This window comes from Sporosarcina sp. FSL K6-1508, from assembly GCF_038007465.1.
Lineage (GTDB): Bacteria > Bacillota > Bacilli > Bacillales_A > Planococcaceae > Sporosarcina > Sporosarcina psychrophila_B.
The window spans coordinates 2,157,201-2,182,846 of the sequence record NZ_JBBOXF010000001.1 but is presented as its reverse complement, the minus strand read 5'-3'; the positions used below and the strand labels follow the sequence as shown (position 1 = coordinate 2,182,846).

At 39.8% G+C, this 25,646-nt stretch carries 21 protein-coding genes, 1 pseudogene and 1 other annotated feature; of the genes and pseudogenes, 10 read left to right on the top strand and 12 right to left on the bottom strand.

The window, feature by feature from the left end:
* The first annotated feature begins 113 nt into the window (after positions 1–113).
* Positions 114–341 (top strand) — a binding site (T-box leader).
* Between the two features lie 59 nt (positions 342–400).
* From MKZ11_RS10930 to MKZ11_RS10915, 4 genes and pseudogenes are all read left to right on the top strand, one after another.
* A complete protein-coding gene (locus MKZ11_RS10930; protein WP_340794472.1) occupies positions 401–1,561 on the top strand; it encodes a pyridoxal-phosphate-dependent aminotransferase family protein in 1,161 nt (386 codons plus the stop codon).
* Complete coding sequence (gene serA / locus MKZ11_RS10925) at positions 1,562–3,148, top strand: phosphoglycerate dehydrogenase (protein WP_340794471.1); 1,587 nt, start codon at positions 1,562–1,564, stop codon at positions 3,146–3,148.
* Positions 3,149–3,343: 195 nt separating this feature from the next.
* A pseudogene (locus MKZ11_RS10920) lies at positions 3,344–3,529 on the top strand (IS1595 family transposase); the annotation flags it as partial.
* Between the two features lie 46 nt (positions 3,530–3,575).
* Positions 3,576–4,316: a HEAT repeat domain-containing protein gene (locus MKZ11_RS10915; protein WP_340794470.1), complete on the top strand. Its 741-nt coding sequence runs from the start codon at positions 3,576–3,578 to the stop codon at positions 4,314–4,316.
* A gap of 55 nt (positions 4,317–4,371) precedes the next feature.
* Here MKZ11_RS10915 and ltrA read toward each other — a convergent pair whose 3' ends face one another.
* The 4 genes from ltrA to MKZ11_RS10895 all read right to left on the bottom strand — a co-directional run bounded on the left by ltrA (position 4,372) and on the right by MKZ11_RS10895 (position 11,160).
* Positions 4,372–5,634: a group II intron reverse transcriptase/maturase gene (ltrA, locus tag MKZ11_RS10910; RefSeq protein WP_340792415.1), complete on the bottom strand. Its 1,263-nt coding sequence runs from the start codon at positions 5,632–5,634 to the stop codon at positions 4,372–4,374.
* 1,189 nt (positions 5,635–6,823) lie between these two features.
* Positions 6,824–7,630, bottom strand: a complete 807-nt coding sequence (locus MKZ11_RS10905; protein ID WP_340794469.1) for an HAD family hydrolase — start codon at positions 7,628–7,630, stop codon at positions 6,824–6,826.
* Positions 7,631–7,791: 161 nt separating this feature from the next.
* Positions 7,792–9,861, bottom strand: a complete 2,070-nt coding sequence (locus MKZ11_RS10900; RefSeq protein WP_340794468.1) for a catalase — start codon at positions 9,859–9,861, stop codon at positions 7,792–7,794.
* A gap of 210 nt (positions 9,862–10,071) precedes the next feature.
* Complete coding sequence (locus tag MKZ11_RS10895; protein ID WP_340794467.1) at positions 10,072–11,160, bottom strand: branched-chain amino acid aminotransferase; 1,089 nt, start codon at positions 11,158–11,160, stop codon at positions 10,072–10,074.
* Between the two features lie 310 nt (positions 11,161–11,470).
* On the opposite strand from MKZ11_RS10895, the gene thpR reads away from it, so the two are divergent.
* The 3 genes from thpR (at position 11,471) to MKZ11_RS10880 (ending at position 14,142) form a co-directional block, all read left to right on the top strand.
* Complete coding sequence (thpR, locus tag MKZ11_RS10890; protein ID WP_340794466.1) at positions 11,471–12,022, top strand: RNA 2',3'-cyclic phosphodiesterase; 552 nt, start codon at positions 11,471–11,473, stop codon at positions 12,020–12,022.
* 190 nt (positions 12,023–12,212) lie between these two features.
* Positions 12,213–13,181 carry a ring-cleaving dioxygenase gene (locus MKZ11_RS10885; protein ID WP_340794465.1) on the top strand — a complete coding sequence of 323 codons (969 nt, stop codon included), beginning with the start codon at positions 12,213–12,215 and terminating at the stop codon, positions 13,179–13,181.
* A gap of 310 nt (positions 13,182–13,491) precedes the next feature.
* Positions 13,492–14,142, top strand: a complete 651-nt coding sequence (locus MKZ11_RS10880) for a CPBP family intramembrane glutamic endopeptidase (protein ID WP_340794464.1) — start codon at positions 13,492–13,494, stop codon at positions 14,140–14,142.
* An 18-nt stretch (positions 14,143–14,160) separates the two neighbouring features.
* On the opposite strand, the gene MKZ11_RS10875 is transcribed toward MKZ11_RS10880, so the two are convergent.
* The 6 genes from MKZ11_RS10875 to MKZ11_RS10845 all read right to left on the bottom strand — a co-directional run bounded on the left by MKZ11_RS10875 (position 14,161) and on the right by MKZ11_RS10845 (position 19,940).
* Positions 14,161–14,637 (bottom strand): SRPBCC family protein, encoded by a 477-nt coding sequence (locus MKZ11_RS10875; protein ID WP_340794463.1) that lies wholly within the window; start codon positions 14,635–14,637, stop codon positions 14,161–14,163.
* A gap of 112 nt (positions 14,638–14,749) precedes the next feature.
* Complete coding sequence (locus tag MKZ11_RS10870; RefSeq protein WP_340794462.1) at positions 14,750–15,472, bottom strand: amino acid ABC transporter ATP-binding protein; 723 nt, start codon at positions 15,470–15,472, stop codon at positions 14,750–14,752.
* Between the two features lie 16 nt (positions 15,473–15,488).
* Positions 15,489–16,199, bottom strand: a complete 711-nt coding sequence (locus MKZ11_RS10865; RefSeq protein WP_340796971.1) for an amino acid ABC transporter permease — start codon at positions 16,197–16,199, stop codon at positions 15,489–15,491.
* 58 nt (positions 16,200–16,257) lie between these two features.
* Complete coding sequence (locus tag MKZ11_RS10860; protein ID WP_445327046.1) at positions 16,258–17,055, bottom strand: basic amino acid ABC transporter substrate-binding protein; 798 nt, start codon at positions 17,053–17,055, stop codon at positions 16,258–16,260.
* A gap of 636 nt (positions 17,056–17,691) precedes the next feature.
* On the bottom strand, positions 17,692–18,309 hold the full coding sequence (locus tag MKZ11_RS10850) for a cyclase family protein (RefSeq protein ID WP_340794460.1): 618 nt from the start codon (positions 18,307–18,309) through the stop codon (positions 17,692–17,694).
* Positions 18,310–18,584: 275 nt separating this feature from the next.
* Complete coding sequence (locus tag MKZ11_RS10845) at positions 18,585–19,940, bottom strand: transposase (protein ID WP_340794459.1); 1,356 nt, start codon at positions 19,938–19,940, stop codon at positions 18,585–18,587.
* Positions 19,941–20,182: 242 nt separating this feature from the next.
* On the opposite strand from MKZ11_RS10845, the gene zwf reads away from it, so the two are divergent.
* Entirely contained in the window at positions 20,183–21,634 is a 1,452-nt protein-coding gene (zwf, locus tag MKZ11_RS10840) for a glucose-6-phosphate dehydrogenase (protein WP_340796970.1), read from the top strand.
* Positions 21,635–21,660: 26 nt separating this feature from the next.
* Positions 21,661–21,837, top strand: a complete 177-nt coding sequence (locus tag MKZ11_RS10835) for a hypothetical protein (RefSeq protein WP_340794458.1) — start codon at positions 21,661–21,663, stop codon at positions 21,835–21,837.
* Positions 21,838–21,855: 18 nt separating this feature from the next.
* Here MKZ11_RS10835 and MKZ11_RS10830 read toward each other — a convergent pair whose 3' ends face one another.
* On the bottom strand, positions 21,856–22,302 hold the full coding sequence (locus MKZ11_RS10830; RefSeq protein WP_340794457.1) for a GNAT family N-acetyltransferase: 447 nt from the start codon (positions 22,300–22,302) through the stop codon (positions 21,856–21,858).
* Positions 22,303–22,357: 55 nt separating this feature from the next.
* Entirely contained in the window at positions 22,358–24,580 is a 2,223-nt protein-coding gene (gene helD, locus MKZ11_RS10825; protein WP_340794456.1) for an RNA polymerase recycling motor HelD, read from the bottom strand.
* Positions 24,581–25,419: 839 nt separating this feature from the next.
* Between helD and MKZ11_RS10820 the strand changes: the two genes are divergently transcribed.
* The gene (locus MKZ11_RS10820; protein WP_340794455.1) at positions 25,420–25,608 is read left to right on the top strand and encodes a hypothetical protein; all 189 of its coding nucleotides are present in this window, start codon (positions 25,420–25,422) and stop codon (positions 25,606–25,608) included.
* The last annotated feature ends 38 nt before the right edge of the window (positions 25,609–25,646 follow it).

Genomic DNA, 25,646 nt, shown 5'->3' with positions numbered 1-25,646 from the left:
GTTCCTCCCTAGATTCTTCTACCAATTGGACTCCGAAAAACCTGATTTCCACTAAAAATATACTTGACATTCGTTTTTCATTTGTTATGATTAGTTCTAATTCCATAACGAATCTAACTATTTTGATGGAGACACACTTTATTTATCGAAATCTCAAGAGAGCTGATGGGTGGTGCAAATCAGTGATTTCGCAGTAAAGTAGCACTCTGGAATAGATAAACTGAAACTTTTAGTAGGTTTATCCGACACATGCCCGTTAAGCATGCTAACCAAGACTGTCTATCTTTTTTGACAGTAAAAAGGGTGGTACCGCGTGAGTATTTCAGCTTTTCGCCCCTTACATTTATTTGTAAGGGGCGGAAGGCTTTTTTTATTTTTTAAAATCGAGAGGAGAATGAAGATGTTACAAGATCAAATGCTACTCCGTATTCCAGGTCCAAGCCCGATACCGCCAAGTGTACAACGGGCCATGAGTCAACCAATGATCGGCCACCGCGGACAAGAGACATCGAATATGCTTAGAAATATCGCGCCGGGTCTGCAACGAAGTTTCGGTACGACACAAGATGTTGTTATTTTAACAGGCAGCGGAACAGCTGGTTTGGAAGCTGCCGTAGTCAATATTGTGAATCCTGGCGATGAAGTTTTGGTCGTTGTAACAGGTGCCTTCGGCGAGCGTTTTACAACGATTTGTGAAGCTTACAATATCAAGGTTCATAGCATAGATGTCGAATGGGGACAAGCACTGGATCCATTGCAGATTAAACGCTTTTTACAAAATCATCCTGAAATCAAAGCTGTATTTTCTACATATTGCGAGACATCAACGGGCGTATTGAATCCTGTTAAGGAGCTGGCACACGCGGTCCGTGAAGTGTCAGAAGCCTTACTCATCGTAGATGGCGTTTCCTGTATCGGCGGTGTTGAGACTAAAATGGATGATTGGGGAATCGACGTCTTAGTAACAGGTTCTCAAAAAGCATTCATGCTACCTGCGGGACTCGCATTTATTGCAGCAAGTGAACGCGCATGGACAATTATCGAGAACAATCCACAGCCACGCTACTATCTAGATTTAGTTAGATACCGCGACAATTTGTTAAAAGATACAACTCCTTTTACGCCTGCGTTATCTCTGTTATTTGGCTTGGAACAGGTACTTCAGCTTATCGAGAACGAAGGCATCGAGCAAGTGAATGCACGTCATACATTAATGATGAACATGACGCGCGCTGCTTTTCGGGCTTTAGGAATCCCTTTATTAACAAGTGACAAAGATGCCTCCCCTACCGTCACTGCCGTAAAACCGGAAGACTTCGATGCGGAAGCTTTCAGGAAAGTGATTAAGCAAGAATTCGGTTTAATTGTAGCAGGCGGGCAACAGCATTTGAGCGGTAAGATATTCCGCATTGGTCATATGGGGTACTGTTCACCGGCGGATGTTCTTCAAACAATTAGTGCGATGGAAATCGGCTTGCTCAAAATCGGCAAAGAGATTGAATTAGGTAAAGGTACTGCTGCTGCACAGCAAGTCTACTTAAACGAAGGAGTGTTGGTCTAAATGACTTTTAATATATTAATCAGCGATCCGTTAAGTGAGGATGGTATTTTCCCGTTAAGACAAGCTGAAGGTTTGAACATCGTTGTTGAAACAGATTCTTCACCAGAACAATTAGCTGAAAGGATCAAAGACTATGACGCCCTGCTCGTTCGCAGTCAAACACAAGTGACGCGTGAAATCATTGAAAAAGCAACGAAGTTGAAGATTATTGGACGCGCGGGTGTAGGTGTTGATAATATCGATTTGGATGCAGCGACTGAACATGGTATTATCGTCGTCAATGCTCCGGACGGCAATACGAACTCCGCTGCTGAACATACAATCGCTATGCTTATGGCTCTTGCACGGAAAATTCCACAGGCATTCAATTCTTTGAAAAACCAACAATGGGACCGTAAATCATTCATTGGCGTTGAGTTGAAAAACAAAACCCTTGGTGTGGTAGGACTAGGGCGAATCGGGGCAGAAGTTGCTGCAAGAGCAAAAGGACAGCGAATGAATGTAATTGCGTATGACCCTTTCCTAACTGAAGAGAAAGCGAAGAAAATGGGTATTACCGCCGGTTCTGTTGATGATGTATTGAAAGCGGCAGATTTTATTACCGTCCATACCCCACTTCTAAAAGAAACAAAGCATATGATCAATAAAGAGGCGTTCGACTTGATGAAGGACGGCGTTCAAATTATCAACTGTGCGCGCGGCGGTATTATCGATGAAGATGCATTGTATGAGGCAATTGTATCCAAGAAAGTTGCAGGAGCTGCACTAGACGTGTTTGAAACAGAACCATTTGTCGGGCATAAACTGTTGACTCTTCCCGAAGTCATCGCGACTCCACACTTGGGTGCAAGTACGATTGAAGCGCAAGAAAGCGTTGCAATCGATGTTAGCCGCGATGTTGTCACCTTCTTAAACGGCGGCGCTGTGCAAAATCCAGTTAATCTCCCTTCTGTTTCAAAAGAAGCATTAGCGAAAGTGGAACCTTTCTTTGACCTAGTGGAAAAGTTGGGCGTGTTCCTGTCCCATTTGGCAGAAGGTGTTATCGAAGAAGTAAACATTTACTATTCAGGGCAACTTGCAGAATCGGATGTCCGTCCATTGACTCGCAACACCTTGAAAGGGCTATTGAAACGTAACCTCGGCACACATGTGAATGATGTCAATGCGAAGTTTTTGGCAGACCGTATCGGTATAAAGATCAATGAGCATAAAACCTCTACATCTAAAGGCTTTTCAAATTTAGTAACGGTGGAAGTGTCCACTACAAATGGGTTTAGACGCGTTGCAGGAACATTGCTCAACGGTCTAGGTGCTCGTATTGTAAAGGTCGACGATAATCTTGTCGATGTCACGCCTGACGGCCACTTACTATTCATTAAACATAAAGACCAACCGGGTGCAATTGGGCGAGTTGGAACATTACTGGCAATCGAAAACATCAACATCGCAACGATGCAAGTGGGTCGGTCAACTGTCGGCGGCAATGCAATCATGATGCTGTCAGTTGATAATCATGTTGAGAAGGTTAACGTTGAACGCATGAAAGAGCTTGAAGATATCTTTGATGTTATTGCGATTGACTTGTAAGCACAGATCTAATTGCGTTTAATATTTTAGTCATTAAACAAATGGATAGGGTCATCAGATACCATCTGATGACCCTATCCATTTTACTTTTCGGCTTTGTTAAAGAACTATGTTGATATTTGATTAAACAAAATTACTGTTCTATAATATAAAAAAAGAACACTAGTTCCAATTATTTAAAATGACGATAAAAGAATTAATAAAAGTAGAATTGTGAAAAACCAGTTCGATAAGGCTATTGGTTCTAAATTAGCATCGGACAACACACTTTGTACCGATGCTCGGAGGGCTTTTTCTACCTATGCTCAAAACAAAGGATTGGGACATTATCGAATTAAATCGAATGGTGTAGAGCGTGTCAAAGGGCTGTATCACATACAACAGCCTTAGATTATCAGTGTTTACCTATTGATATATGGAGGTATAAATGAAAAGTTCAGATTCTCAGTTAAAAAGTCGCGGAAAGATTACATTTGAAAATTTACAGCACTATAACAATCACTCAGAGATTGAATTATTAGAAATAATAAAATCAAAAGAAGCTTATAAAAGAACTATCGCTATAAGGTTATTATCAGAGAAAAATGATTTAAATCATGAACTGATTCATTTGTTTCTACAAACTCTTACACAAGAAAACAAACTTTATACAAAAATCGAATTATGTGATGCACTTTCAAAAGGGAATGTTCAATCCGCTAAGATTATGGTCGAATATTTAGGCCAGATAGGCAATAATCAACAAAAAGTATTACCTACTAATGGTTTCAATAAGAAAAGTTATCCTTTGCCAAGGGACATTATCGCTAGAACTTTAGCTCATATGAAAAAAGAAATTCTACCAGTTTTATTGGATGTACTAAAGACAGATAATACTCTTGCAATTAGAGAAGTCATTGATGCAATAGGCTTTATGTGTTTTTACAACAAAATACATTCTGACAATCAAATTATTGATGTACTTCTACTTTGTTTAAAGACTAATTACAAAGATGATATTACTCGATGGAAATTGGTTAGGGCTTTTGAAAGTTTTAACACCATTAATGTTATTCAAACGCTTATGGACATCGAAAGAAATGATAATCAACCGATTGTTAGAAATGAAGCCAAAAGATCATTGGAAATAATAATTAACCGAACTGAAAAATCGAGTAGGAGGGAGTGATTAACTCCCGACCTCTCACACCACCGTACATACCGTTCGGTATACGGCGGTTCAATTAAGATTGATGACGCAAAATTTCGTAACGTGATAGTAGACTTTTGAGCCCTTGGGAACTCCAATAGGAGTTTCCGAGGGTTCTATGTAATACAGGACTTTTAGAAATTCTCCAGTAACTTTTACGCGAGTTACCCCATTCGTATGCCTTATCTTTCGGCGCACCTAATCCAATGAGCTTCCTCACCTTCGTACTTGGTTTCTTCCAGTTTTTCCACATACACATTCGAAGTCTTCTTCTAATCCATGAATCGAAAGCTCTGAAAACGCTTGGCGTATCCGCCAATGCAAAATAACCGCACCACCCCATAAGGTATTGATTTAGTTTCTTGATTCGATAATCCATCGGATAGGGTTTCTTCCTAGAGGTTATCTCTCGGATTTTATTCTTCATCCGTTTCATACTTTCTTTGGCAATCCGAACCTTTGGTTCTTTATGTAAAGTAAAGCTGAATCCAAGAAACTTCCTCTTCCAAGGGCGGTCTACCGCAGATTTATTCAGGTTAACTTTCAACTTAAGCCTTCCTTCAATAAACGAAGTGACAGAACCCATGACTCGATTTCCTGCTTTCTTTGTTTTCACATAGATGTTGCAGTCGTCAGCGTATCGGACAAATTTATGTCCTCTTTCCTCCAATTCTTTGTCTAGATCATCAAGGACAATATTGGAAAGTAATGGACTGAGTGGGCCACCTTGCGGCGTACCTTCCTCATTGGTTGTCACGATACCATTTATCATAATTCCTGATTTCAAATAGTTACGGATTAGCTTAAGCAGACGTTTGTCTTCGATTCGTTTCGAAAGTGTTCCCATTAACCTGTCATGGTTCACTTTGTCAAAGAATTTCTCCAAGTCTATATCGATTACCCACCGATTACCTTCCTGCATATATCCTTTCGCTTTCCTTATTGCGCCGTGGGCGCTTCGCTTTGGTCGAAATCCATAGCTATGTTCTGAAAACGTTGGATCATACAAAGTAGTTAATACTTGGGCAATGGCTTGCTGAATGAGACGATCCGTCACGGTAGGGATACCTAATAACCGCACGCCACCGTCAGGTTTCGGGATTTCGACCCTGCGGACAGGTTGCGGCTTATAAGTACCCTCAAGAAGTTCCATTTTCATGGATTCCCAGTGTTCCAAGATGTGCTTTCGTAGGTTTTGTACGGGCATTTCATCTACACCATGGCTCCCTTTATTGCGTTCTACCCGTTTCAGGGCAGAAAGCAGATTTTCACGCGACAGTATTCGTTCCATCAACATTGGTTACGCCTCTTTCCGTGAACAACGCTTCTTCTTATGCCAGCTCTGCTCCACCATCTCGAAGTCCCCCATGGGATTCACCACTTCCTCCTTCAAGCATGCCTTATCGGTTATCTGTGTTCTTCGCAGGTTACTGAATGCCAAGATGTTGTTCTCTCTTAATTGTTCAGCCCTTCCCATTCTGCTCGAGTTCGAATGGTACTATGGCTTCTGCTGACTTCTGATTGTTCAGCTACCCATCACTGAGTAGGTTACCAAGTGTACTCGGCGTTTCAATCAGACCTCCCCAGGTAAGAACGTAGTCTTTCCCTCCACCTATCTGCTTCATTTACTGCATATGACCTTCGGCAGAAAGGGCTTTGTTTTGTTAAGCAAACTCACCCAATCATACACAGCCTTATATGAAGTTCGTGTTCCTCAGACCGGAGGTTTGCCGCTCGCTTCCTTCAGATTCCACGTCGCCATGGACACCCTTGCGTTAAGCTAACTGTTACTTCTGCCTTCACAGTTCGGGACTTGCACCCTATAGACTACGCCCATGCTGGGCGCACTTGAAAAATGACTTATCCTGTTGATAAGTCATTTTTATTCGCAATTATTAATATTAAAATTTACAAGGCTTATTTTTTAAAAGGTTTAGTATAGATTGATAGCGCTTGAGCAAAAATAAAGTTTTAGGCTATCAAAATTGTGCTAGTAACGCTCAGAGATAATAAAACTATAAATATTGGATTACTAAATGATACCCGGAAGTTATAGTGCAGAAGTGATAAAAGAAAAAATCAACTGTGCATGTTTAAATAAAGAACTCCATTGAATTCGCTACCCCTTAAAGGCGCCTTCGCTCAATTTATAGGGGATATCTTTATTTCAACTTAAGTGAGTCAATTTCATTAATACCTTTTCCAATAAAAACGCGAAATTTTATAGGATTACTTATTCTATTGTTCGTAGAAATAAAGTGCTAATCTCGTTGATTGTAGCGGAAGGCGGCGACTCCAGCGGGAATAGCTTGAGCTGAAGACCCCGCAGAAGCGAAGCGACGAGGAGGCTGAAGTCAAGCCCGCGGAGAGCGTCCGCCTGAAGCGTAAATCAACCTCGTTCAGATTTCAAGGCTTATTGTTCTTTTATAAATTGACTCAAGTAGTTTGTCCTCTCAATTCCCCATATTTCAAATTAAACGAATTACTTATTGAACAGCCTGTTTCTTGTTCAACTCTTCAAGGATAGTATATATTTTTTCTAAATGATTGATTTCATAAGTCGGTACAACTTCTTCACTCATCAGTTTATTCTCCCGATTAATCCAGACAGAACGCATTCCTACACGTGATGCCCCTAAGATATCCGTCATTAGATTGTCGCCTACCATCATTGCTTCATCTGCAGTCACGCCGCTTTCAGTTAGGACATGTTGAAATATGGATGCGTCTGGCTTCCCTATTCCGAATGCTCCCGAAATAACAATTGAGTCAAAGTAAGGGACAAGTTCAGATGTAATTTCAAGTTTCGTGTATTGTAAACTTGGTGAACCATTCGTTAATAGAACGAGTTTATATTTATCTTTCAGACAGTCCAGCACTTTGAACGTTTCTTCATATAGATAGGGATGCTTTCTCCGTTCCTGTGGGAATAATTCTGCTAACGTGCGGCCAAGGTCAGCATCATTAATGCCGATTCGCTGAAGTCCATTTGTCCATGCTTCCTTACGATAGCTGGGAACAATTTCTTTCATCTTTATGAAGAAATCTCCTTCATCCTCAAATGTTCCCCAAAGGCCTTCGAATGGGTTAATGCCAATCTTCTGTGTAAATTCATAGGTATCATAGGATTCGTAAAGCATTCTTGCCTCCATTCTTACAGCTTCTTCAAGCTCAACTGGATTAAGATTATGTACTTGAGCCGCGTGTTCACATGTTTTCCTGAATGCAGTTTCTACACTTTTCTTATCCCATAACAATGTATCATCCAAATCAAAAATAATCGCTTTTATCACAACTGACCCTCCCTTTCCTACTTTGTAAACTAGTATACATGAGTTCAGACTAATTAGACGAGTACTAAAAACGCAAGTATCTTAGATAAAGATAGACCATAAAATAAACAAAGTAAAACCGCTCCGTCTTGCATGTCGGAACGGCTCTGGATGCCTGCTATTCAATTATAAATTGCTCTGTTCCAAAATCGTTGTTGCGCTATCGCTTTTACAAAATCAGTGTCAAAATCGGGATTGTCACTAGCAAACACGATACCGGGTCCTGCTTTTGCGTTTGACGCTTCAAAGAAAGGTACGCCCGACGACGCAATCCCGATCGGTTTGTAATGTTTGAATGCCTCGTCTATGAAATACTCGATATCATAATCAAATTTCGCCTGATTTTCAGCTGTACCTCCGACGACGTACAAAGCATCAAATAATACGGGATCCATCGTTAAGAAGGTTCCATTCACGATTACAGACAGACCATCTGCACCTCTCACTTTACCCAGTTTTTCACCGATAATGTCCACTGTGACACCATATTTCCTTAACGTCTTGACGACTTTTTTTACTTCAGCGCCATTAAAATCGTTACCGATCAGCACACCGACTTTTAATGTATACGGGACTCTAATCGTATTTTCCTGACTGAGTGCCGGCGAAGATGCATTGACATTCACTTGTTCACCCGTTGGGCGGTCCACCCCTATACCGTCTGCGACTCGGACTGCCAGTTCTTTATCTATATTAACCAACATATCAGCGACTTGCTGTCTTACACTTTTGCTATTCACTTTTCCAAGTTCGAAGATGAAAGCATCAGTAATATGCTGCTTCTCTGGTGGCGACATACTGTTCCAAAATAGCCTTGCCTGAGAAAAGAAATCTTTGAAGGAATCGCTACGTGCTTGAATGATACGGCCTTCTACTTTTTCTGCGTAATGGACGAATCCGCCCTCTTTCGCAGTAGAGGTCGACGGCGTATTATCCGCAAGCGAGTTTTTATGGTAACTTACTTGACCAACATCAATTCTCTGCCGGCTATAGCCATTTCGCTGATTATTATGGAATGGACAGACAGCACGGTTGATTGGAATTTCAGTGAAATTCGGCCCTCCGAGGCGAATGAGTTGTGTATCTAAATAAGAAAATAATCTACCTTGTAGAAGTGGGTCATTTGTGAAATCAATTCCAGGTACGACATTCCCCGGGTGGAAGGCTACTTGCTCCGTTTCCGCGAAGACGTTGTCAACATTTCGATTAAGTGTCATCTTGCCCAATATTTTAACAGGCACGATTTCTTCCGGCCAAAGTTTCGTAGCATCTAGTATATCGAAATCGAACATAAATTCATCTTTTTCATCAATCATCTGTACACCAAGTTCATACTCTGCAAAATTGCCATGTTCAATTGATTCCCATAAATCCCGTCGGTGGAAGTCTGGATCTTTTCCTGAAATTTTCTGTGCTTCATCCCATACAAGCGAATGTACACCAAGGATAGGTTTCCAGTGAAACTTCACAAAATGGGCTTTTCCTTCTGCATTGACAAAACGGAATGTGTGAACGCCGAAGCCTTCCATCATTCGCCAACTCCGGGGAATCGCACGATCTGACATCAGCCACATGACCATATGCGCCGATTCTTGATTGTTGGCTATGAAATCCCAAAACGTATCGTGGGCAGAGGCAGCTTGCGGCATCTCGTTATGTGGTTCGGGTTGGATCGCATGGATAATATCAGGGAACTTCATTCCATCTTGGATGAAAAAGACGGGAATATTGTTGCCTACAAGATCATAGTTTCCTTCTTCCGTATAGAACTTAACGGCGAATCCTCGCACGTCCCTTACTGTATCCGCAGATCCTTTGCTTCCTACGACATTTGAGAATCTCGTAAAAACAGGGGTTTTCGTTCCGGGCTCCTGTAGAAATCCTGCTTTTGTAAATTCCTTCATTGATTCATATAATTCGAAAAACCCGTGTGCAGCATATCCTCTGGCGTGTACAACCCGCTCTGGAATCCTTTCATTGTCAAAATGGGTCATTTTTTCACGAAAATGAAAGTCCTCCATTAGTGTTGGACCACGAACACCAGCTTTCAATGATTCTTCGTCGTTCGAAACTTTCAGCGCTTGATTTGTTGTCATTCTTGTACCTTCATTATTCACTCTGAATTGTTCCAACTGTTTATCTTTACTGTTTTCATCTATGAAGTTTTTGTGATTTGTCGATGATTTTTCCACACAATCCCCTTCCCTTATTCATTTAGTAATTGCCTATTAAGAGTACTAGGCGCTTCCCTACTATATGCAGGACTTCCCGAACTGGATACAAAGAAAAGCGCTGGAGCTAGACACTGCTCCAGGTTCAAAACCCTATACTTTCTTATCTATAGAAAAAGGATAGCACCTTGGAAGGGCTACCCTTTTCTTCATACAGTATAGAAAGAACCGTTATACTTTTACCGCGTCAGTGACTTCAACTACCCAACCGAATGGATCTTCCACTTTACCGGTTTGAATACCTGTTAATGTCTCATAAAGTTTCTTAGACAATTCGCCAGTCTCATTATTATTAACGACCATTATGTCATCGCCCCAATTAAGCTCTCCAATTGGCGAAACAACTGCCGCAGTTCCTGTTCCGAAAGCTTCCTCTAAAGTACCTGCCTGGTGTGCCGAACGAAGTTCTTCCATAGATATTTTACGTTCAACAACCGGAATGTCCCAATGTCTCAGTAATTGAAGGATTGACTTCCTCGTAATTCCTTCCAAAATACTGCCATTTAAAACAGGTGTAATGACCTCACCGTTAATTTTGAAGAAGACGTTCATGCTTCCGACTTCTTCTATATACTTTCGTTCTACCCCATCAAGCCAGAGAACTTGTGAATACCCTTTCCTACTTGCAATTTCCTGAGCTCTTAAACCTGATGCGTAATTCCCAGCAGTTTTCGCTGTACCTGTTCCACCTGTCACTGCACGCACATATTCATTTTCGACGAGAATTTTAACAGGGTGGATTCCTTCTTTATAATATGATCCAACCGGCGAGAGAATAATAATAAATTTATACTTTTTAGATGGTGCAACGCCGAGATATGGCTCAGTTGCAACCATGAATGGTCTTATGTAAAGGGATGTCCCTTCTGTCGCGGGAATCCAATCTTTATCGACTAGAATAAGTTTATTTAAGGCTTCAAGTGCAATTTCCTCATCAAATAGCGGCATACAAAGCCGATCACTCGATTTGTTCATGCGGCGCATATTTTCTTCCGGCCTAAATAGGAGAACTTGTCCATCTTTGCCTACATACGCTTTTAGTCCTTCAAATATTGTCTGGCCATAGTGAAAAATAGTTGCCGCCGGATCCATTTCAAGAGGCGCATAAGGGACGATTCGATGATCCGTCCAACCTTGTCCTTCGCAATAGTCAGCAACAAACATATGATCTGTAAAAATCCTCCCGAACTCTAATTGTTCGGTTAATGGTTTTTGTTTTTTCGATTCGCTCAATGTGACTGTAATTGTATGGTTAGTCATGATGTGTGCATCTCCTTATTCCTAATTTTAGACCGGTTTTTGACCATTTCCGTTAATTTGTTTATTAAAAAGGAATATCAAGATAAGCATAATTAGACAGCTTACATGATATCCCTTCATCATATCCATTACGGAAAGCATTTTCTAATAATATTGATTATATCAACTTCTTCGAAATTAAGCTATCTAATCACAAAAATATTTATGATGGAAAGTAGTTCAAATAGAAGAGCTGGATTTGACTTGAACCTGTGATTTCAGGCTACAATAATGGAGAATAAGTTATTTGACTCATAAGGGAGGATCAGTAATGCAACAGCATTATTTTATTGGGATTAAGGTCCCCTCGACTTTCAAAGATCAAGTCGAGGATTTCAAGAAGAAATACGAGCTAGATGCAACCTATAAAGTTATTCCGCATACAGAGGATTTACATGTAACATTGTTTTATGTAGGTGCCGTGGGAGAACAATATTTACATACTCTCAAGAAGAGTCTTGCAGAAGTTGCAGCTGCCCATTCTTCATTTTCAATATATATGGATGGACTATCTTATTTTGGGCCTTCTTCGGGTCCCCGAGTCGTCTATTTATCAGTTGGGCAATCTCCAAAATTGTCAGCCTTGCAGAAGGAAGTTGAAAGTACTGTTGCCAAACAACTGGATATGCCTATCTCAGACCGATTCACTCCCCACGTTACCATCGCAAAAAAACGGAAGACGGCGGACAAGCTCTCGATTCAAAAAGAAGACTTCAAGCCGATTGAAGTACAAGTCTATTCGTTTTCCCTCTTTACTATACACCCAGAGAGGTCTCCGAAATACGAGGCGATCGAAACGTTTCTGCTTCCAAAAGAGTACTGAAATATTTGCAACAATCTCTTTTTCATTTGCTTTCTTATCGCTCGGTAGTAGTCACTTTACGTAAAAGTAGGTTCACCTTCCCGCTGGACTGCTAGCCGCATCCCTTGACAAAGTTTAAGATGCCTTGTAATATTACCTTGAATTCAAGATAATCATTTAACTACTTACCAATATGAGGGGATTGATCAATATGAACGTAAAAGGCATTCACCATCTAACTGCGATGACTGGAAGTGCGGCGAATAACTTTAAGTTTTACACTGAGGTACTTGGTATGAGACTTGTTAAGAAAACAGTAAATCAGGACGATACAACTGCTTATCATTTATTTTACGGTGATGAAAGAGGAAATCCGGGAACTGAACTGACATTCTTCGACTTTCCTAATGCAGGACCAAAAAGAGCAGGCGTCAGCAGCATTTCCAATTCGTCGCTTCGTGTAGCAAGTGACAATGCGCTAAAGTATTGGATTGAACGTTTTACTGAATTCAACGTTAAACATGCACCGATTACAGAGTTTGCCGGTCGCAATGTGATTTTCTTTGAAGATGCAGAAGGTCAGCAATTGACACTTGTATCCGATGAAAAAAATTCAGTCGCTGCAACTGGAAATCCATGGGATAAGAGTCCGGTTCCAGTTGAATTCGGGATTACTGGACTAGGCCCTGTCAGACTAACTGTCCGCACACCTGAACCCACACTTGCTGCACTTCAGATTTTAGGATTTACGGAGAAGAACCGAGTCCCCGCTCTTGTCGAAGGACAAGCTGACATCATCGTCATGGAAGTCGGAGATGGCGGGTCAGGTGCTGAAGTGTTTGTCGAGCCCCGCAATGATTTACCTACGGAAGTCCAAGGCGTAGGCGGCGTTCACCACGTAGCTTTCCGCGTAGATGACGAAGAGGAACTGCATGCATGGATTGATAAAATTAACAGTACACGCTTGCCAAACTCCGGGTTTGTGGAACGATTCTATTTCCGTTCTTTATATTTCCGCGAGCCGAATGGTATCTTATTTGAACTTGCAACAGACGGCCCTGGATTCGCGACAGACGAGCCACTTGAAACACTAGGCGAATCACTCGCATTGCCGCCATTTTTGGAAGGTAAACGGGCGGCAATTGAAGCGAACATCAAACCGTTAAATACAAAAAGATAAGAGAGATTCGTGCAAGGTTAACGGCCGTCTTCGTATATTAGGATTTCAAAAAAAGTAACCACCGTTTCGGGTGGTTACTTTTTTTGGGGGGAAAACATAATTTGATGGTTAAACATAAAAATAGTACTTAGCAATTATTTCGAGTAATCGATATTTCCTACAGAAATAACTATCAGTTTGTCACAATAAATCTGTCAATTCATGTTACGATATAATGAAAGTCGATTCAATTTTTTGATAATGAATCTGACAGTCGTTGCAATCCGAAAGCGAGGGCTGTTTATAACGAATAAGAACACATGGAGGATTTATGACAAAACTCACGACCTTATTAATAGGCCCTACGATTATGATCTATTTAGGTTTAATAGTGTTCAAAAGTGTCCCAATTACTTTCATCCTATTCTATGGTTGGCTTTTATTTGTTCCGTTATTATTATACATAAGAAATAAAAGTCTACGATTGGACCGTAAAAAGCACCTCAATATCCAGTCGTTTATAGTTGGGCTTATTAGTGGGATTTTTTGTTTAGGGACTATTTACGGTGCAGTTGCACTGCTACATAATTTCATTTTTGATCTTAACTCACTGAAACAAGTTTTAATAGAGTGGAATTTCACAGGAAGTATGCTTTTCTGGTTAATTATTATCCTCATCTTCATTAACCCGGTTTTGGAAGAATTATATTGGAGAGAATTTATGTATAAGCGCCTTATAGAACGAGTGGGTGTGACTCAAACGATTATGATTACATCATTTTTTTATAGTCTATATCATTTAGTTTCTCTCTATTCAATTTTTGCATTACCTTTTAATATCATCGCTGTTATTCCAGTATTTATAGCAGGCCTCATGTGGGGCTTCTTTAGATACAAATTAAATTCAATCAGCGCACCAATAATTAGTCATATCCTAGCTGATCTCGGAATTATGTTAGTCTACTTGAACTATATTTTGTAATAGGTCATACCCAACATTTCAGTTTTCCGATTCAGCTACTTTTTTTACTCGTTGTACAAATTCCACAACAACTTTGTCGGTGGAAAACAGTAAAAATAATTTCATAAACCATTTTAATGGTCGATTCGTCGTTGTATACTTTAAAGAAGTTTTATGATCATTGAGCTTGACCAACTTGTAACACGCCGTAATATCAAACATATTAGCAAGTGTAAAACCGACCTTCAACTTTTTTTCATTCGGCGAATTGTTATATTCTAACGTTTCTACTTGATATTCCATAACTCGCTTACCTTCTTTATATTTTTGTAAATACACACTTCCAACCATTCCATCTTTTATTGTTATAGGTGTATTCTCTACGACTTGCGGCATAATCTTTTGCATATTTTCTAAAGGTCCATCAAAAAGTTTCCACACTTGTTCAATTGGCGCATTAATCTCTATTTCCGTCGTCCACTGTTTTATAATAAAAACCTCCTCATATATATTCACTTTATCATATCTAGAGGATTAATGATTATTTCCTTCATAAAAAGGAAAGCAGTATAGCGAACATAGTCGCTCGTCTGCTTTCCTTGGTGCTTGTTGGAAAAATCAACCTCGACTATAGCACTTTACTTAAAAACACCTTTGTTCGTTCATGTTTAGGTTCATTAAATACCTGTTCGGGTGTTCCCTCTTCAACCAGAATCCCTTGGTCCATGAATAGCACACGATCTCCCATCTCTCTTGCGAAGCCCATTTCATGTGTCACAACGACCATCGTCATCCCTTCAATGGCGAGCTGTTTCATAACATCCAACACTTCTTTCACCATTTCCGGATCAAGTGCAGAAGTCGGTTCATCAAATAACATGACTTTGGGCTGCATTGCCAAAGCCCTTGCAATCGCAACTCGCTGCATTTGGCCGCCCGATAACTGTTCGGGATATGCATTCGCCTTATCAGCCAGTCCTACCTTTTTCAGTAATTGGTGAGCTAGTTGTTCTGCGTCTGCAGGATCCATTTTACGGATTTTCCGTGGAGAAATTGTTATATTATCGATTACTTTCATATGCGGAAACAGGTTAAACTGCTGAAACACCATTCCTACATCTTTCCGAATTTCATTGATATCCGTTTTTGGATCGTTTACTTTGATACCATCAATAAAGACGTTACCAGCCGTAATATCTTCCAACAGATTTATGCACCGTAAAAATGTACTCTTCCCGGAACCACTTGGGCCGATAACGCAAATGACTTCTTTTTCTTTTACTTCATAATCAATTCCTTTTAAAACCTTTAACTCTCCAAAAGATTTATAGAGACCTTCCACTTTAATCATTTGATCACCTTCCTACCTAACTCCGAGTTGAGAACATTTTCTTTCTCTGTGTGGGAACATAACTATTACTGAACCGATTTTCCACATACGAAATAATTTTTCCGAAAACATAAGTTAGGCATAAGTAAAGAATGGCAACCGTAAGATAGGGCTCCCAAAATCTAAAACTAGCACCTGCAACTACTTTCCCAGCATACAATAAATCATTTGCAGCGATGATCGTTACCAAAGATGAATCTTTTAGCAACGCAATCAGTTCATTTCCAAGCGGTGGAACCATCCTTCTAAAAGCCTGCGGCAGAATAATGTTTTTCATCGCAATATTTTGCGTCATTCCGAGGGATCTTGCCGCTTCCATTTGCCCTTTTTCAATCGACTGAATACCTGCACGGATAATTTCCGCATTATATGCAGCACTATTTAAAACTAGCGCCAATGTACCAGATACAAAATAACCTAAAGAATGACCAAAGATCCCTGGGATAAGCGCTGAGTGAATCAATAATATTTGAACTAATAATGGCGTCCCACGAAAGAAGTCGACATAATACTTAGAGGGATAGTAAATCCACTTTTTTTTGGATAGTTTGCCCATACCAACGAACAAACCTAATACAAAGCCCCCTAAGTAGCCGGCAGCGGTGAGTGCTAAAGTGACCCCCATTCCGCGAATGAATAATTCACGATAATCCCAAATCATATCTAATCGTATATCCAGGAAATCCAATTTAATCACTCCCATTTGCTGATTTGGTGTTGTGGAACCGTTTTACAATAAAAAACGATTACTTAACATCAAATCCTGTGATTTCCTTCAATTTCCCGTTTTCTTTTATTAGCTTAATACCTTCATTCAACATATCAAGAATTTCTGTATTTCCTTTTTTGACCATCAGTCCATAATACTCTTTTTCGAAGCTGTCATCTTCTACTGTCTTCACTTTTACATTTGGGTTGTTCGCTTTGTAATCGATAATGACTGCATTATCCCCTACTGCTGCATCAGCATTGCCATTGATCATTTCGCTAATTGCCAGTGGCATCGATTCTGGTGCTACGATTTTGGAACTCGTTTTCCCTAAAAGTTTCTTTGTCACAGTATGACCTGTTGTATTGATTTGAACAGAGACTCTTTTATCTTTCAAATCTTCGAACTTGGTAACTGTTGAATCCTCCGGTACAAGAATCAGTTGATTTGCAATAAAATATGGATCTGAGAAATCGAATGATTCTTGACGTTCCTTTGTGATTGTAATCGATGAAACGGCGAAATCAACTTCTCCGCCATCTAGAGCCGGGAATAAAGGCTCCCAACCATAGTTTTTAAATTCAACCTCGAATCCTGCCGCTTCTGCAACCGCTTTCACAATATCAATATCAATCCCTACGATTTCGCCTTTCTCATCCATAAACTCCATAGGTGCATATGTTGCATCCGTACCTACAATTAGCTTTGTTTTTTTGTTATCTGTGCCTTCGGACGAGCCGGAGTTATTCGATGTACCGGAATCCTTCGCTGTTCCGCAAGCAAACAATAGCATGCTTACACTTGCCAACAGTAGTCCTAATGATAAGAAGCGCATTCCTTTTTTCACTGTTGTTCCCCCTTATTAGTTTAAGTTTCCGCACACAAATCACTAGAATTATCCGAAAGTTCTGGATAGTAACTTTATTATATACGAGCCGTCCTCCCTATACAATAGAAAAAAAGAAGCTATTATATAAGAAAGCCACTGAAAATCTTCCGTTTTTAAACCAGCAGAATATAAAAATGCGAGACTCCGTTCGATGGTGAACAAAGTCTCGCATTTTCCAATCAATATTTTTGTCCTGATTCATTTGAGACTGACCGAAAATAGAGCTCTTGTAACTTGTTTTTGCAAACCATAAATACCTGCAAATGATGCTACATCATACCCGTTCCTATGTTTCAATTCACTATTTTGAAACGCTTCTTGATCTTTGTGTTCTGTAGATTAAATTGTCTACTTTAAATGGATGAATAAGATGCCATCACTATACCCGGGATGAACCAGCGTAGGCGCCTTTTCGGTGGTGAGCATCGCGATAAGACTGGCAGTGTTTTATTGGAGAGCCCCAAATTTTTCATTTAATATTCTTATAGGGTATTAAAGCATTAATACAATAAAAAAACCTAATTTCTCCCATGACTGAAGTCAGAGGGCTCCTTGGTTTGTTCATAAATTAATTAATGAGTATTATCTTAGGCCTTCAAACAACAATACTCTTGCCGGCGAAGCATCAGTTCCCGTTAACTTTAGGGGTGCAGCTACCATAAAATATTCCCCTTGTTCAATTTCCTTTAAACGAAGTCCTTCAATAATGATGATTTCGTTTGCAAACAAACTTTTATGGGTTGGGTGCCCTTCTTGACTTCTTTCAATTCCAAGTGTATCTATCCCCACACCACGAACACCTATCTGGGACAGATATTCCGCTCCGTCTTGTGCAAGGTAAATAAAGTCAAAATTAAATTCTTCCTCAAAAGAATTTTTGGTTTTAAATAAAACAAAATCACCCTTTTCAACGTCGAATTTCTCCAAATCTACTTTTGAAATTCCATTTTCTACATCTGTTAAATCTAGCACTTTACACTGTCCCACAAGGTTTTCCATTGAGATTGTTTCAAACGTATCGCCGTCCACGACCATGTGAAGGGGTGCATCGATATGTGTCCCTGTATGCACATCAATCTCCAGGCGAGTTTCAGTTACATATCCATTCGTTACCCGATTCAATTTTGGTTGTTTTTCAGGTTTGTTTTTATAAACAGTCATACCTTCATGAATAGTTCCCGTCACGTCATACATTTTCATTTTATCAACCCATCCTTTATCTTTTATTGTTCATCTATAAAGCTATCCTCGCATGTTTTTTAGTCAGCAGTCTAGTAAAATTACTTTAATTATCCAACAATTCAATCAAGAGTCCTAATAAAACCATTTTTCATTTCATTTATTGCCTTAGAACGATGCTCCGATTAATGATATACTTAAAATAGTTGCAATTGTCATTCAGATGAATCAATTTCATAAATCATCTTTTTCAAGAGCTTAGACTTCTCCCGTATCAAAATTTATGCTTTTAAAAATTAAGCCGCTTTACTTTTTGTTTGTAATAAGGCATCCATTCGATCGACAGCCAATTTGCAGGCATTATAAATAAACGTCACAAGGTTGAAGTGCAGTTTTGCTTTTTTACCTGTTCGGTGACGGACGTTGTTCAATTGAAAGTATTCTTTTAAATAGGCGTTGACGCGTTCTACTGCGGTACGTTCTTTATAAAGTTTCTTCCATAATTCTGAGCCACGTGCTGGATACGTGTATTTTCGAATATCCGCTTCACATTTGATTTTGAACACCTTTTGACAGAGTGAATCCTCTCTCAATGGACATGTTATGCATTCTTTCGGGCGGGTAAATTTTAATGTATGGTATTTTTCATCGAAGCTGTCGTAACAGTAGCTATGCTCACGTACACAAGTTGGGCGAAAGTGTTCATCGAATCCTATATATTCGCCTTCATTTCGAACATTGTATGGAATCACGACACGCATCGTTTGCGCTAGTGCTTGTTTATAGATCGATTCATAATCATAACCCGCATCGAATAGCGCTGTCGTAAAATGTTTTGGCAAAAGGGTAGCTACCTTTTTTAGCAGTGGAATGGCCGCTTTACTGTCAGATAAATTACCCGACGACATAAGGCGCCCTACAATATACTGGCTTTTCGATGAAACAGCCAGATGTCCCTTAAAGCCGTACCAGAACATATTTTTCCCGTCACTATTTTTCTTGATGCCCCACTTCGGCTCAATCGGTATGTCCTGCCAAAGTGTTTCAGCTGAAATCGACAACTGGGCTTCCAATTTCTTTTCGTAGGTTGTTAAATTCGCTTCGATTTCTGCTTGTTCAGCGAGCCAAGCTGCCTGTTCTTCTTTTGCTTTACGTCCACGTTTCTTCGGCGGCTTAGCCTCTTTTTTCTCAGAAGGTTTTGAAGCGTCACGTGCTTCGAAATGCGTGGCATCAAAGGCAAGGTGTTCATCGCAAAGAAAGCCTTCTAAAAAGACCATTTGAATCAGTTCATCCTGCATGTTATCAAGCACATCAGACTGACTAATTACACCGATCATACGTGAATAAGATGCCTCTGAAGGTACAGAATCTGAGACAAGAAACCCGCAATCTAGACGGAATAAAGGATCGTTGACTAACCGTTTTATTAAATCCTTTACGGTTGGGATACGTTCTACAATACGAATTATCAATGATTGAATCATCGCACCATAATTACATTCACGCGGAGCACCACGCAGCGTCTTTTTAGAAAACAGATGAAAGATTGGTTGCACATCGAAAGTGGAAAAAATCGCTTCAAAACGGTACGAACTTTCCATTTCGAATAATTGTTGGATGTCAAACAGGCTAATTTGTTTTATAATAGTCATGAGGCATTCACTCCACTCGGTTAGGTTGTTTAGTCGCTACCATTATACCGGATTTGGGGAGGTGCCTCATTTTTATTGAATTGAAACCCTTGATACTAAAGGGATAGGAATTATGAAATCAACTCAGATCTATAAAAAGAAATTATTTTTTATATTGGAGGAAACGGAAAATGGCTATCGACATACCCTCAGATGAATTAAATGTAAAAAATCAGGTAAAGGATTTCCAAACAGAATGGTCATTGGAAGACATGACCTTTGTTTTATTTGGAGCGACTGGAGACTTAGCACAACGTAAATTATTTCCAGCTTTATATAATTTGTATCTCGATGGAAAATTGCCGAATTCCCTCTCTATAATTGGTTTAGGAAGAAGCTATTTTTCACATGAAGATTTTCAATCAAAAGTCGAACGCGCACTCAAAGTATATTGTAGAAGACCTCTTCAAACTACTGGATTGGATGATTTTTTAACTAAATTTCGTTACTGTACATTTGATGCGACAAAAAATGATTCCTATCAAAACCTGCATGAACTTATTCGTAATAGAGAAATAGAATTAAGCTTACCGGAAAATCGTTTCTTCTATTTATCGGTTGCACCAAATCTGGTTGATGTAATTACAGCAGGTCTTAATACAAGCGGAATAAGTCAATCGAAAGGTTGGAAACGACTTATTGTCGAGAAACCGTTTGGAAGCGACCTAAAGTCGGCACGCCAATTGAACACGAGTTTGAACAACGCTTTCAGTGATGAGGAAATTTATAGAATCGACCACTATCTCGGAAAACCTATGGTCCAAAATCTTGAAACTATTGAATTTGCAAATCCCGTATTTAAATCCTTATTAGATCATAAACGAATTGCTAATGTACAAATTACAGCATGTGAAACGGTAGGAGTAGAAGCACGTGCCGATTATTACGATCAAGCAGGCTCAATTCGGGATATGGTGCAGAATCACCTTCTTCAATTAGTAATGATGACAGCATTGCATCTTCCAGAAAAAAATACAGCCGAAGAAATTCGGGAACAGAAAGTTAGCATCATGGAAGCTCTTCGACCTATCCATAAAGAAGATATAGCACGAGACGTTGTGCGCGGTCAATATGATTCAGGGGAAATCTTTGATACTCCAGTCGTTGGTTATACAGAGGAGCCTGGGGTTGATGCTTCCTCAATGAATGATACTTATTTCGCAGCTCGGTTATATATTGATAACCCAACTTGGAGCGGAATTCCCTTTTATATACGTACTGGAAAACGGATAGGTACGAAATCCACCAAGATTGTCATCGAGTTTAAGAATAAGGTAAAAGAAACAGACGTCCCCCCAACTGACGGGATAATTCCAAACTTATTGATAGTCGAAATCAGCCCGAATGAAGGTATTTCTTTAAGAGTGAATATGAAAAATCCTTCTAATAAACAGTTTGAGCCTGCTTTCATCAATTTCTTCACCAGGTCGGAGGATCAGCCAGAAGCTTATGAACTTCTTCTGTTTGATGCAATACGCGGTAATGCAACATTTTTTGCCAATTGGAAAGAAGTTGAATTATCTTGGAAATGGATTCAACCAATATTAGAAGCGTTTCAAGAGAATACATTGCCTTTATATCCTTACCCGGCCGGTTCAACCGGACCGGAAGCCGCTTGCCAACTGTTACAGAATGATCAATTTAAATGGTGGTAAAACAATTAAAGTATAACTAATTGAACTTGAAACAAAAAACAGCCATTTTCTTATTTGGCTGTTTTTTTGTTGGAGTCTATGTAATTGAAGTAGTTACCCTATCTGTTATGTTGCAGGCATCTGAGCTTTGTAAAGTAAGCGAAACTGAATTCATCAATCGAATCCCGTCCATCGATTTCATATTTCTGTTACCGCTCGTTTGATGGTCCGTTGGCAATCACTTATTTTATAGCCAATTTTTTCTCCAACACAATTCTATGAATTCCTTCATCATCCTTGAATGTTTCCACTATGTCAAAACCATTTTTAATGTTAAGGATGAGCATACTTCGCCACATATTTCGTGTCTTTGTTTGAACAATTTGATAGCCCAATTCTCCTACTAAATGATGCTGCTGCTCCATTAGCATCGATGCGATTCCTCTACCTCTATATTCTTCATGAACCGCTCCGTACCAACTATAATACGTATTTGAGTCAAGCTCGTAACCTATTTTATAACCGACCACTGTTGATTGATCTAAAGCTACATTAATTATAACTTTTGGTTTTCCCTTTATTTTCTCCACTAATGTTTTGGAATCTTTGAAAATAACTTCATGTAATTGTAAAATCCCAGTAATGATTTTATCTTCGGGAATCTCTAAAAACTGTTTAAAAACTAACATTGCAAACCTCCCATAAAAATAATTCAGAATAGTTTTCGATTTGTAGTGGTGACTGTCACCTAGGCAATTCCACTGTCTCCCCTACAATATGCAGTTCATGCATTGGTCTTGTCATTGCTACGTAGAGCAACTTTCGGTCGATTGGATGATCGCGGAACGGCTCGTCGAATGCCGTGACAATGACCGCATCGAATTCCAATCCTTTCGCTAAATGACTAGGCACAATCAATAAACCGTGTTCACTGATTCCCGATTGATCTCCGAGTAATTGGACAGACAGACCGAACTCCTCCAAATAGGCATGAATCTTCTTCGCATCCTTCCGTGTTTTGCAGATAAGCGCAACCGATTTATGTCCGCGATCGATGATCCCCTTATAAATCGCTCCCATTTTAGCGGCATCAAAAGCATGCATTTCATAGAATTCCGGTTCTCTCCCATGACGGACGACCGGTTCTACTAGCGGTAAGTCCTCATCCATTTGGGCCAATACCTTATTTGCCAGATTCATTATTTCAATCGTCGTTCGGTAGCTTTTTTGAAGCGTCGTATATGTCGCTCGCGGGAATAGCGCCCTTATTGGTTCCCATGAAGTTAACGATCTATAGCTATGGATTCCCTGCGCCAAATCTCCGACCATCGTAAACATATCCGTCTCGAGCCCATCTTGTAATGAAGCGAGCTGAAACTCGCTGTAATCCTGTACTTCATCAATGAAGACCACTCTCATCTTCCAGTTATCCGCAACACCTTTCAGTAAGGCATGCAAGTAATAAAGGGCGGCTAAATCCTCGACTTCCCAGGCTTCTTTCTCATGGGCCTTAAAAAATGCATCCCTTTCATGCTCGGACCATTCTTCAGCAAGCTCGTTTTGCAATTCGCTGTTTGTTAACCAGTCTCGATAGAGTTTCTTTACATTGTACTTTTTGAATTTGCGCATGTAAACGGATGCCGCCGTTTTACCTTCCTTTTCAATCGCAGGTAACCTCTCGTCTCGTTCCTCCAAAATTCTTGTCAGCTTCAGTTTCCTTTTTTCATCATCTTTTATACCATATAATGCTTTATCAAGTGCGGCATCGTATTTTTCCCTTAGCATATCCATCAGTTGTTTTCGTTTCCGCTTGACGTCGCTTTGAATGATAATTTTAATTCTATCTAGTCTTTTTTCGACTGGCATATATGAAAACTCTTTCAGAAATAGCTGTTTCAAACGGGATGCTTTTATAATCCTGTACTTTTCAATATGGACATCATCAAATAACTGTGCCATATCTAGTTCTAGTTTACTTACATAGCTACGCATAATCTCTCTATATTGAAGGGAGCCCTTCACGCGTGTTACAAAAAGCAAATTGGAATTCAGCATATCTGATTCTGTCAGTTGTTCCAACTTAGCGTCTGGATCGGTCAGTTTCATTTTCAATCCTGTTGCACTTAAGACATATTCAGTATAGGTCGTCTGGCAGATACGACCCACCCCAAGTTCTGGCAATACATCAGCAATATAGTCCATGAACAATTTACTTGGTGCTAAAATCATCAGTTTATCAGAGGGGAAGTTTTCTCCCATTGTGTAGAGGAAATAGGAAATACGGTGAAGAGCAATCGTCGTCTTTCCACTCCCAGCGGCCCCTTGTACAATAATAGGTTGTTTCAAATTTGCACGAATGATCGCATTTTGTTCAGCTTGAATGGTTGACACAATTTCAGTCAGTCTCGTATCTGCCTTACCAGCGAGCGCTTCCTGAAGAAGTTCATCATTGGTCGTAAGGTCGACGTCACGGATATCAAGAAGGTCTCCGTTTTCAATCCTATATTGCCGTTTTGAATACAGATGGCCTTCGAACTCTTCATCACGCACTTTATAGGAGAGATTGCCAAGCCTTCCGTCGTAATAAACATTCGCGACAGGAGAACGCCAGTCCACAATGATTGGCTCCTGTGTTTCACGGTGAAATAATGAGGTCTTACCGATATAGAGCAGCTCATCCGCCTCATCTTCCTTTTGGAAATGAATGCGGGCGAAATAGGGTTTTTGCTGAATGGCTTCCAACCCCTCTTTTTGAGAGCGGGCCATTTCAAAAAAACGGGCGTTGGTCAAAATATTGATGTAGCTTAAACTGGAGTCCAAATAATCTAAATCGGCCATTGACTGACGAATCTGGTCTTGAGAGGATTTTACGTCACGAAGTGATTCTTCCAAAAGTTTTTGCATGTACTGTTTTGTGTACTCGAGGCGTTCCATTTCAAATTCGAAATCAGGATGTTTCTGCATCATACAGGTCCTCCATTTTACGTATTTGCGTCCTATGATTTCTATAGTTATGAAGTTCAGAAATTTTGAACAGTATTCCATACTATCACTGTTGCTGGGTCAGCGCAATCCATATTCTTAATATTACAAAATGATTCAAAGCAGGAATGAACACAGTCCAGAAACTGAGCGGCGACACCTTACAAGGGGCAGCTGGAGTCTCTCCAAGTAGAAGTATTTACCAACGCACTTTAGAATTCTAACCTGGTATTCACTTGTTTAATTTCTGTAAAGTGCACGAAAATTATATCAACCGAACCCTTTGCTGTTCGGTTGATAGCGAGGCAGTCAGGCTTATGGCGGAAAGCATCCCAAGTGCGTCGAAGCGTTATTAAAGAAAATCCTTTCCTCAAATTAACTAGACGATGATTTCCTTTTGAAAATGAACAAACCCCTGTTTCTCATCAAACTCTCATCTTCGTCACATTGTCCTTTAACAAAGAATCGTTATTCTAATTAGTAGGACAGGTTGAACGCTAAATGAGCGTTTTTCAAGGGCTCTATCACAAAGGTGTTAGCAACCGATTTATTCCACAGACATTAAATGAACTTAATACTAAGCAATTACGACAACTTGAGTACACCGTCACCGATAGAATGGCCATGTTTTTTTATAAAGCTTTGTTCAACTTTAAATTAAAAAGGTGCTTTCTCATCAAACTCTCATCTTCGTCACATCTCCCTGTAATTTAGAAACGTTATTCTATATAAGCAGAGCAGGTTGAACGCATAACGTCAAGCTTGCCGCGAAATAACCAAGCAGTAAAAACCGTTCTATAAACTAAAAAATGGAGGCCACCACTATGTTAACTAAACTTCAAAAACGAATTCATGAATGGGTATCTTTAAATTTCCAAGGGAAAGATCTTTCTTGGCTCTCCCAAAATGCAGTCACCAACTGGTTTAACCCAAACCCATTAAGCAAACATGAAATACGACAATTACAAAATGCTAGAATCAAAGCAAATGCAAAAATGCACAACTTCATTTAACAAGCTTGGTGATCAACTCAAAAGCAAATACACTTTCT

Bases quoted from the DNA above. Each gene is read 5' to 3' on its own strand.
- MKZ11_RS10915 (WP_340794470.1), top strand. From the start codon at position 3,576: ATGAAAAGTTCAGATTCTCAGTTAAAAAGTCGCGGAAAGATTACATTT.
- MKZ11_RS10870 (WP_340794462.1), bottom strand. From the start codon at position 15,472: ATGATTAAAGTGGAAGGTCTCTATAAATCTTTTGGAGAGTTAAAGGTT.
- MKZ11_RS10930 (WP_340794472.1), top strand. From the start codon at position 401: ATGTTACAAGATCAAATGCTACTCCGTATTCCAGGTCCAAGCCCGATA.
- MKZ11_RS10845 (WP_340794459.1), bottom strand. From the start codon at position 19,940: ATGACTATTATAAAACAAATTAGCCTGTTTGACATCCAACAATTATTC.
- helD (WP_340794456.1), bottom strand. From the start codon at position 24,580: ATGATGCAGAAACATCCTGATTTCGAATTTGAAATGGAACGCCTCGAG.
- serA (WP_340794471.1), top strand. From the start codon at position 1,562: ATGACTTTTAATATATTAATCAGCGATCCGTTAAGTGAGGATGGTATT.
- MKZ11_RS10830 (WP_340794457.1), bottom strand. From the start codon at position 22,302: ATGTTAGTTTTTAAACAGTTTTTAGAGATTCCCGAAGATAAAATCATT.
- MKZ11_RS10895 (WP_340794467.1), bottom strand. From the start codon at position 11,160: ATGACTAACCATACAATTACAGTCACATTGAGCGAATCGAAAAAACAA.
- MKZ11_RS10820 (WP_340794455.1), top strand. From the start codon at position 25,420: ATGTTAACTAAACTTCAAAAACGAATTCATGAATGGGTATCTTTAAAT.
- MKZ11_RS10850 (WP_340794460.1), bottom strand. From the start codon at position 18,309: ATGAAAATGTATGACGTGACGGGAACTATTCATGAAGGTATGACTGTT.
- MKZ11_RS10885 (WP_340794465.1), top strand. From the start codon at position 12,213: ATGAACGTAAAAGGCATTCACCATCTAACTGCGATGACTGGAAGTGCG.
- thpR (WP_340794466.1), top strand. From the start codon at position 11,471: ATGCAACAGCATTATTTTATTGGGATTAAGGTCCCCTCGACTTTCAAA.
- MKZ11_RS10860 (WP_445327046.1), bottom strand. From the start codon at position 17,055: ATGCGCTTCTTATCATTAGGACTACTGTTGGCAAGTGTAAGCATGCTA.
- ltrA (WP_340792415.1), bottom strand. From the start codon at position 5,634: ATGTTGATGGAACGAATACTGTCGCGTGAAAATCTGCTTTCTGCCCTG.
- MKZ11_RS10880 (WP_340794464.1), top strand. From the start codon at position 13,492: ATGACAAAACTCACGACCTTATTAATAGGCCCTACGATTATGATCTAT.